The following is a 9363-nucleotide window of genomic DNA, read 5'->3' as shown; positions in this document are numbered from 1 at the left end:
ACCAAACAAGAAGTTTCGTATACCAGATGATAATGAGCGCGCAACATTAGCACAAATTGATGAAAAATTAGCCAATTTTTCTGAGGCTGTTGATGGCAACACACTACAAAATACACTTCTTGATGTTGCACGTCTAACGGAGCGCTACCAGGATCATAGCAAAAAAAGCCCTGAAGGTGGTCCTGGTGTCTCCAATGTTTTTTTTCAAATGTTGTATGAGGTCCTTTTAGGACAAGAGCGAGGTCCACGATGGGGATCATTTATAGCGCTTTATGGGATTAATGAAATGCGTGCACTGATTGCTGAAGCGCTTGCACGACCTATGGAGGAATAATGGAACGAAGAGTCCAGGAAGTAAAGCGACGTCGTACATTTGCAATTATTGCTCACCCAGACGCTGGAAAAACAACATTGACGGAAAAGCTTTTATTGTTTGGTGGTGCTATTCAACTTGCAGGAGAAGTAAAAGCCAAAAAAGATCGTATTCAAACCCGTTCTGACTGGATGAATATTGAGCGTGATCGTGGTATTTCCGTTGTGACTTCGGTGATGACGTTTGAATATGAAAATCATATTTTTAATCTCCTAGATACCCCTGGTCATGAAGATTTTGCGGACGATACCTATCGTACGCTTACGGCTGTTGATAGTGCTATCATGGTATTAGATGGAGCCCGTGGGATTGAGCCTAGAACACTAAAACTGTTTGAAGTGTGTCGGATGCGGGATATTCCCATTGTTACTTTTATCAATAAAATGGATCGTGAGGCGCGTGATCCTATAGAGCTTTTAGATGAAATTGAGGAAAAACTTGCGCTTGATACCGCCCCTATAACATGGCCCATTGGAACGGGTAAAGATTTTGTTGGTACCTTTGATCTTCATCATAACCGTTTTCGTCAAAAAGATGATGAGATAACACAGCGGATTGTTTCAAATCCCAGTGAGGTTGTCCATTTACTTCCAGAGTATGAACGTGCAACTTTTCTTGAAGGGGTAGAACTTGCTCAAAGTGTTTGCAAGAATTTTGATCTTCAAGCTTTCCGTGAAGGTCATATGACTCCGGTTTATTTTGGTTCAGCTTTACGAAATTTTGGTGTTCGTGATTTGATCAATGCGCTTATTGATTTTGGTCAAAGTCCTCGTGATCAAAGTGCAGATCAGCGCGATATCATAGCAACTGAACCTAAAATGACGGGATTTGTTTTTAAAATTCAAGCAAATATGGATCCTAATCATCGTGATCGTATAGCATTTTTTCGAGTATGTTCAGGAACACTTGAACGTGGTATGAAAACAAAGTTGGTCCGAACAGGAAAACCGATGACACTTTCGGCTCCACAATTTTTCTTTGCACGTTCACGCCAAATTGCTGATCAAGCTTATGCTGGTGATATCGTAGGGATCCCTAATCATGGAACATTGCGTATTGGCGATACTTTGACAGAAGGGGAAGATATCCTCTTTAAAGGAGTACCCAATTTTGCACCAGAGATTTTGCGTCGTGTTTGTTTAGGTGATCCAATGAAAGCAAAAAAGCTCAAAGAAGCTTTGCAACAAATGGCTGAAGAAGGGGGTGTACAATTGTTTATTCCAGATGATGGGTCGCCTTCTCTCATTGGTGTTATTGGTGCTTTGCAAATTGATGTTTTAAAAGAACGATTGAAAATAGAATATTCTTTGCCAGTAAATTTTGAGTCTGCGCGTTTTAATTTATGCCGTTGGATTTCAGCGCAGAGCAAAGATGAGTTGCAAAAGTTTCTCAACAACCACCGTTCTGCTATTGCGTATGATTTAGAAGGTGATCCAGTTTTTTTAGCGGAAAACCATTTTTCATTGAATTATGAAGCAGAAAGAGCCCCTAAGATAAAATTTTCTACTTTTAAAGATTATCAAGTACGCTCTTAATGTAAAGAAGAATTTTTTATGTAACAACTTGGTTGATAATGATTTTTCACATTGAGTGGTGGATTTAAATATTGTTATTTTTTTCTGAAAACGAAAGGAGTATGTAAAGAGCACTTTAAGATTGCATTATATAAAGAGAGCAGTAAATTTATTTATAATGTTCAATAAGTTATAATATATTTGTATTTGTAACGTCTTTTAAAATTTTGATATGTTTTTTCACAATGGTTTAAGACAAGATCATATATTTAAGTATTTTGAATGTCAGCTAAAAATCTCCTGTATAAATAGAGCTTTTCAGTTTTTCCTTGTATGAAAATTGTATACAGTCAAAATAATGCAAATAAACAATAAGATGGGATTTGTTATCCTCAATATGAGATCATATGACTTATAAACCACGTGTTTTTTCTATATCTTCTGGAACGGCTTTTTTGCCTCACTTTGTTGAGGCGCTGCTCTCTGGTAACCTTATTGATAATTTTGCTTCCAATGGAGATATTCAAACAGCTCTTGCCGATAGCCTTATTTATGTTCCGACACGTCGTGCGGCTCGGGCTTTGCGTTTAGCCTTTGTTGAAAGAAGCAATACACAATCAACTTTATTGCCAACCATTCGTGCCTTAGGAGATGTCGATGAAGATAGTTTCCTTTTTGTTGAAAATTATACCAATGCTCTCGATCCGCTTATTGGAGAAAGTGAACGTCTACTGCTTTTAGCGCGTCTTATTCGTCCATGGCGTGAAAGTTTGCCTGCGCATCTGCGTGCCATGTTTGGTACAGAAGATGTTCTTATTCCAGCTCATACTGCCGATGCAATTTGGCTTGCTCAAGATTTAGCTCATTTGATGGATGAAATTGAAACAGAAGGAGCAGACTGGTCAAAACTGAAAGATATTGCTCCTGATATGGTCGCTGAATGGTGGCAAATAACGCTCGATTTTCTGACTATTGTTACGCAAAATTGGCCACAAATCTTGAAAGAAAGGCAACGAAGTAATCCCGCTGAATGGCGTAATAAAGCACTTACAATGCATGCAGAGACTTTACAACGCACACAGCCTAATAAACCGATCATTGCGGCTGGTGTGTCCGGTTCTATTCCCGCAGTCTCTCATCTTTTAAAGATTATAGCCTCTTTGCCAAAAGGGGCTGTTGTTCTTCCTGGACTTGATTTTCATATGGATGAAGAACAATGGAATGCACTCAGTACAAGCAATAAAGAAAAAACAGCTTGTGATTTTCTTGATCATGTAGAAAATATTTTTAGCCATCCTCAATATCATTTAAAAAAACTTCTTTCTCTCATGGGGTGTCAACGTCATCATGTTTGCGAAATTGGCCAACAGAGTAGTACAAAGAAAAGGCGAATGGCTCTTTTATCGGAAGCACTGCGACCAGCTTCTACGACAGATAAATGGATACAAATTGTCCGTGATGATTATGAGGCTCTTTGTGCAGATTGGTCATTTATTGAAGCTATCAACGAACGTGAAGAAGCTCTCGCTATTGCAGTTGCCTTACGCAGAGCTATTGAAGAACCTCAAAAAACTGCAGCTCTTATTACAAATGACCGTAATTTAGCACGCCGTGTTGCTGCGGAATTACAGCGATTTGGAATTGAAGCAAATGATTCAGGGGGAATACCACTTGCACAAACACTGCCTGTAACACTTTTACGGCTTATCTTAGAAAATGTATTGCAACCTAATGATCCCATTGCTTTTCTTTCTCTCCTTAAACATCCATTGACCACACTCCAACAAAACCGTCATCGCTTACGCGAAATGGCAGAAAATTTTGAACTTTTTGTTCTTCGAGGGAATACGGGGCGTATCAATCTCTGTGAATGTGATCAATTTCTTGAAAAATGGATTGAGACATATTCCCATGATCATGATCGTTCTGAAATTAAAGCTCTTGATCAGCAAAAATTTGAAGAAGCACGTTTCCTTTGTCATCTTTTGAGGAACGCTGTTGAACCTTTAGCCTCTCTCATGAAACAAGAGAAAGAATGCACCCTCAATGAAGCGGCGATAGCAACAGTTGAGGTTTTTGAAAATTTTGGTCGCAATGAGGATAATTCTCTAGCGCTTCTTTATCAACACGAAGCAGGACAAGCCCTCTCAAATTTTTTACGGGAATTGGTCAGTGATCAATCAGGATTAACATTTCATCTTTGCGAATGGCCTGCTATGTTTTCCGCATTGATCGCAACGCGTTCTGTTACACCTTCACCTGGAGGACATCCGCGTTTATTCATCTGGGGTACTTTGGAATCACGTTTGCAAACGGTTGATACAGTGGTTATAGGAGGTCTTAATGAAGGGTCATGGCCGATATCAACCCGAAATGATGCTTTTTTATCGCGACCGATGAAAATGATGTTAACTCTGGAACCACCAGAGCAGCATATTGGTCTTTCTGCGCATGATTTTCAATGGGCTATGGGAATGGATAAAGTGGTGATGAGTCGCGCATTGCGTGTTAATCACACCCCTTCTATTCCTTCACGCTGGCTACAACGCATAGAAACAGTTGTAGGAAAACAGGCTTGGAAACAAATCCGTGAACGAGGTGAAATATTACGCCATTGGACAAAGATGCTTGATCATACCAACATGATTTCTGATGTAGAACGTCCTTGCCCTGCGCCGCCCCTTGATATGCGTCCACGTCATTTTTCGGTCACTGAAATAGAAACATTGCGTTATGATCCTTATGCTATTTATGCAAAAAAAATCTTACGGCTCAAACCACTTAAAGCGCTTATTCATGACCCTAGTGCTATTGAGCGCGGAATACTTTATCACGCTATTCTTGCAAATTTTTGTACACAAATAAAAAAACCAAATGCTGCAAATGCATTAGATGTCCTACTTGCTATTGGACGTAAAGAATTTGATAAATTCAATTTTCCACCTGATATTGAAGCTATTTGGTGGAATATTTTTGATAATCTTGCTCCACGCCTTATTCAATGGGAACAAAGTTTAGGTCCGCGAGAGCGATATGCTGAAGTGGTCTCACAAAAAATCCCTATAGGGACGACAGGGATAACCCTTTCAGGACGTGCTGATCGTCTTGATGTCTTGCCCAATAAAACGATTGAAATTTTAGATTTTAAAACCGGAACGCCTCCTTCATCAAAACAAGTTCGTGAATTATTATTTCCACAATTGGCTTTAGAAACAGCTTTGCTTATGGAAGGAGCATTTCCAGATTTTCAAGACCTTACCCCCTCAAATCTGTTTTACATTCCCCTGAACGGAAAGGGTGAAATTAAATCCCAATCAATTCTTTTAAGTAAAGGAGAAACCCACTTAAGTGCTGTTAAGCTCGGTAAAATTGCGTGGAAAAATCTTATTGCACTTATAACTTATTATCAAAATCCACAACAAGGCTATCTCTCACATGCCGTCCCTATTATGTCAAAACGATATGAAGGTGACTACGACCATTTGGCACGGTTGTGGGAATGGTCAAGTGGTTTTCATAAAGAAGAGTAATCATGACTTTTTTTTCTATTCCTGAAGCTGCTCTTGATGCGCAAGCAACAGCAACACATCCTCGAAAAAACGTGTGGGTTTCTGCAAATGCTGGATCTGGAAAAACGCACGTTTTAAGTGAACGTGTTATTCGTTTGCTTTTAAACGGTACGCCTCCAGCACGTATTTTATGTCTTACTTATACAAGAGCTGCTGCTGCTGTTATGCAATCACGCATTTTTCGCACACTTTCCAGTTGGAATGAACTGGATGATGTACAGCTGCAAGAAACCTTAACACGGTTTGAAAATAAACCCGTCAATGCGCAGAAATTAACTTATGCACGGCAACTCTTCGCACGTGCTCTTGAAACACCTGGTGGCTTAAAAATCCAAACAATTCATGCTTTTTGCGAATCTCTTTTGCATCAATTTATGTTAGAAGCCAATATTGCGGGTCATTTCGAACTTCCCGATGATATCAGTCGCAAAAAATTACAACAAGAATCCCGTCGCCAACTTTTAGCACGTCGTGATGTACAACCTGCTTTGCAACAGTTACTTCAAGTTATTAGCGAACATACTTTTAACCAACTGCTCTATGAAGCCGTTGAAAAGCAACATAAACTCTCTGATTTTTTATTTTCTCTTTTATCTGAAAATGGAGAAGAAAAATTGCGTGCGCTTTTCAACTTAGCGCCCGATGAAACAAATCAATGCCTGCTGGAACAAATTCAACAGACTGCGCGCCTCCCCCTTTATGCTCTTAAACATTGTGAAATCAACGGTAGCCAAAGCTTGAAGGATATGGTGGAAAAATTTTCCCAATTAGAAAAAGCGCGAGATGAGACAAAAATTCTCAATATTATTTCTGATATTTATTTTAAAACAAAAGGTGAGCCGCGTAATTTTTCATGTTTATCTCGTAAAAAATCAGATGAAATTTGGCCTTTTATTCAACAAATGCTTGAAGATAAACAAAACAAGCTTTCTGTTCTTTTTGAAAAACATCAATGTGCAAAAATTGCCGCTCTCAATATGGCTTCTTTCAGCTCTGTGCCGTTTATCTCAAAATCTATACGAATCTAAAAAAGGCCAATGGCTTCTTAGATTTTGATGATCTTATTGAGCGTACGCTTCATTTGTTACAGCGTAAAGGTGCAAGCCAATGGGTGCATTATAAACTTGATCAGGGGCTTGATCATATTCTCCTTGATGAAGCACAAGACACAAATCCTGAGCAATGGCAAATTATTCAACTGTTGGCACAAGAATTTTTCTCAGGATATAGCCAACGAACAAATATACGGACTCTTTTTGCTGTTGGAGATGAAAAGCAATCTATTTATTCTTTTCAAGGCGCTGCTCCAGAAAACTTTGCTGCAAATGGACGAATCATTCAAAAAAAAGCGCAGCAAACAAATCAGCAATTTGAAAAAATACAACTGCATTATTCTTTTCGCTCTACAGCAGATGTCCTTAAAAGCGTTGATCTTGTTTTTGAAACACCAGAAAACTATAAAGGACTTTCGGCAGAAAATACAAAAACAGTACATGAAGCTATTCGTGTTCATAGCCCAGGTGAAGTTGTTATATGGGATGCCATTTCCAAAGAAACAAGCGAATTTCCTCATGATTGGCATTTGAGTGTTGATCATTTAGATACACCTGAAGTTCGTTTAGCAGAAAAAATTGCTGAAACGATTGCTGACTGGTTACAAAAAGGCGAAATGCTTCCGGCAAAGGGGCGTTTAATACGGGCAAGTGATATTATGATCTTGGTCCGTAAACGTGATCAGTTTGTTTCAGCTCTTTCTCGTGCTCTTAAACACCTTAATATTCCTGTAGCAGGAGCTGATCGTTTACAACTCACTAAACATATTAGTATCCGTGACTTAATGGCGCTTGGGCGTTTTGTTTTGCAGCCACAAGATGATCTTTCTCTTGCTTGCGTTTTAAAAAGTCCCCTTTTTGCTTTTAGTGAAGAGGAACTTTATCAGCTTGCTGCACACCGAACTGGCTTTCTTTGGCAAAGTTTATGTACGCACGCATCATCAAAGGTATCTTTTAAGGACGCTTTTGAAAAGCTGAGCCATTATCGCACTTTAGTGGATAAAATACCAGTTTTCGAATTTTATAGTCATATTCTGAATAATGATAAAGGAAGACAAAAAATTCTAGCTCGTTTAGGATCTGAAGCAAATGATGTGCTTGATGCTTTTATGGATTATACGCTCGCTATTCAAAAAACAGGATTACCAGGATTACAAGCTTTTTTAGAAACATTAACTGCAAGTGAACCAGAAATTAAACGTGAATTTGAACAAAACAATGAAGAAATTCGCATCATGACTGTTCATGCTGCAAAAGGACTAGAGGCTGCTATCGTGTTTTTGGTTGATCCTGGTAGTGCGGTTTGGCATCCTCAGCATGCGCCTCATTTGCTTAAAGTTCCTTTAAACAATGCACAAGGGAATGGACAACAAGCTTTTATTTGGCGCCCCAATGAAAAGTTTGATACAAAACTCTCTAAACAAGCAATTTTACATTTAAAAGAGCGTGCCGAAGAAGAATATAGACGCCTTCTTTATGTAGGAATGACACGCGCTGAAGATCGTTTATTTATTTGTGGATATAAAGGTAAAAAAACAACCTCTCATACATGGCTACAACTGGTAAAGAAAGCTCTTGAACCCCATGCGGTTGCTATAAAAGGTCCTGCAGAAGATATTGCGGCTTGGCGTTATTGCATTACATCTTCTTCTGCCTCTCTAAACCAAGAAATTCCCTGCACTGAGAGTCAAGCCTTACCACCTTTGCCTGCTTTTTTCTCTCATAAAGTACCAGCAGAACCAATTTTCCCAAAACCGTTAAAACCTTCTGTCGCAAGCCTTTCCATTGAAGCTGATACAGAGCTTTCTTCAAGCCCAAAACAGCTTTTCACTTCACCTGTTTTAGGAGAAATAAACACCAACAGAGCTTTTTTCATTGAATATGGCTATCTCATTCACCGATTATTACAATATCTACCCGACTGCTCCCCACAAAAACATCAAGATTATGCTCGAAACTATCTCAATATCAAAGCCTCTCATTGGGATGAGAGCCAAAGAAAAAATGCTCTTCGCCATGTTGGAAAAATATTAGATCATGATTACCTCAAACCTCTTTTCACTGAGCATTCATGTGTTGAAGTTCCCTTAATGGGTATTGTAAAAATTCGTGGAAAAGAACAAGCAATTTCTGGTCAAATTGACCGTCTCTACATCACGAAAAAGAGCATTATCTTTGCTGATTTTAAAACGGGGTTTTCCCCAGAAAATGAAGCTGCTATTCCTCCTCATCATTGGTTGCAAATGGCGCTTTATCGAAAATTGTTGCAAGCTATTCATCCGGATAAAGATGTCCAAGCTCTGCTTATCTACAGTAAAGAAGCCAAAATTTTTAAACTTCCTCCAGAAAAACTCGAGGCATGTCTTAATGAAATTGCCTTATAAAGTTATTTTTTCCCTTCAAAGTATCTTTACGCTTTTTTACTTTCATAAAATGCTCAAATAAATACGCTCCACAATTTTGGGTACAAAAAAACGCCTTAATAATTTATTTTTGCAATAACTTGATATGAATTGTTATCATACCAATTTATAAAAATGAGTATAAAGGATAAATCAATGACGTGTACAAAAGTTGATAAGGATAATTTCGAAAGTGAAGTTCTAACCTCTTCTACCCCTGTTTTGGTTGATTTTTGGGCAGAATGGTGTGGTCCTTGCAAAATGATTGCTCCAATTTTGGATGAAATTTCAACGGAAATGCAAAATCAAGTTAAAATTGTCAAAGTAAATATTGACGAAAATCCGGAATTGGCTACCCAATATGGAGTACGTTCTATCCCTACATTATTAATGTTTAAAAATGGAAGTGTCTCATCAAATATGGTTGGTGCTACCTCTAAAGGACGTCTTTCT

The 9363-nt window shown here is 38.6% G+C and carries 3 protein-coding genes and 2 pseudogenes; all 5 read left to right on the top strand.

Annotated elements, in window-relative coordinates; all coding sequences use genetic code 11:
• Window positions 1-334, top strand: a pseudogene (lysK, locus tag BN338_RS11620) (lysine--tRNA ligase); the annotation flags it as partial.
• The gene (locus BN338_RS04455; RefSeq protein ID WP_039759415.1) at window positions 334-1908 is read left to right on the top strand and encodes a peptide chain release factor 3; all 1575 of its coding nucleotides are present in this window, start codon (window positions 334-336) and stop codon (window positions 1906-1908) included. The pseudogene lysK and the gene BN338_RS04455, both read left to right, overlap by 1 nt.
• A gap of 386 nt (window positions 1909-2294) precedes the next feature.
• Window positions 2295-5417 carry a double-strand break repair protein AddB gene (gene addB / locus BN338_RS04450; RefSeq protein ID WP_039759414.1) on the top strand — a complete coding sequence of 1041 codons (3123 nt, stop codon included), beginning with the start codon at window positions 2295-2297 and terminating at the stop codon, window positions 5415-5417.
• 2 nt (window positions 5418-5419) lie between these two features.
• Window positions 5420-8892, top strand: a pseudogene (addA, locus tag BN338_RS04445) (double-strand break repair helicase AddA).
• Window positions 8893-9066: 174 nt separating this feature from the next.
• The coding region (trxA, locus tag BN338_RS04440; protein WP_039759413.1) for a thioredoxin at window positions 9067-9363 on the top strand (297 nt) is incomplete at its 3' end.

This window comes from Bartonella queenslandensis AUST/NH15 (assembly GCF_000312585.1).
GTDB lineage: Bacteria > Pseudomonadota > Alphaproteobacteria > Rhizobiales > Rhizobiaceae > Bartonella > Bartonella queenslandensis_A.
Note: the sequence above shows the minus strand (reverse complement) of the source record. Positions and strands in the feature narration are given on the sequence as shown.

Bases quoted from the DNA above. Each gene is read 5' to 3' on its own strand.
- BN338_RS04455 (WP_039759415.1), top strand. From the start codon at position 334: ATGGAACGAAGAGTCCAGGAAGTAAAGCGACGTCGTACATTTGCAATT.
- addB (WP_039759414.1), top strand. From the start codon at position 2,295: ATGACTTATAAACCACGTGTTTTTTCTATATCTTCTGGAACGGCTTTT.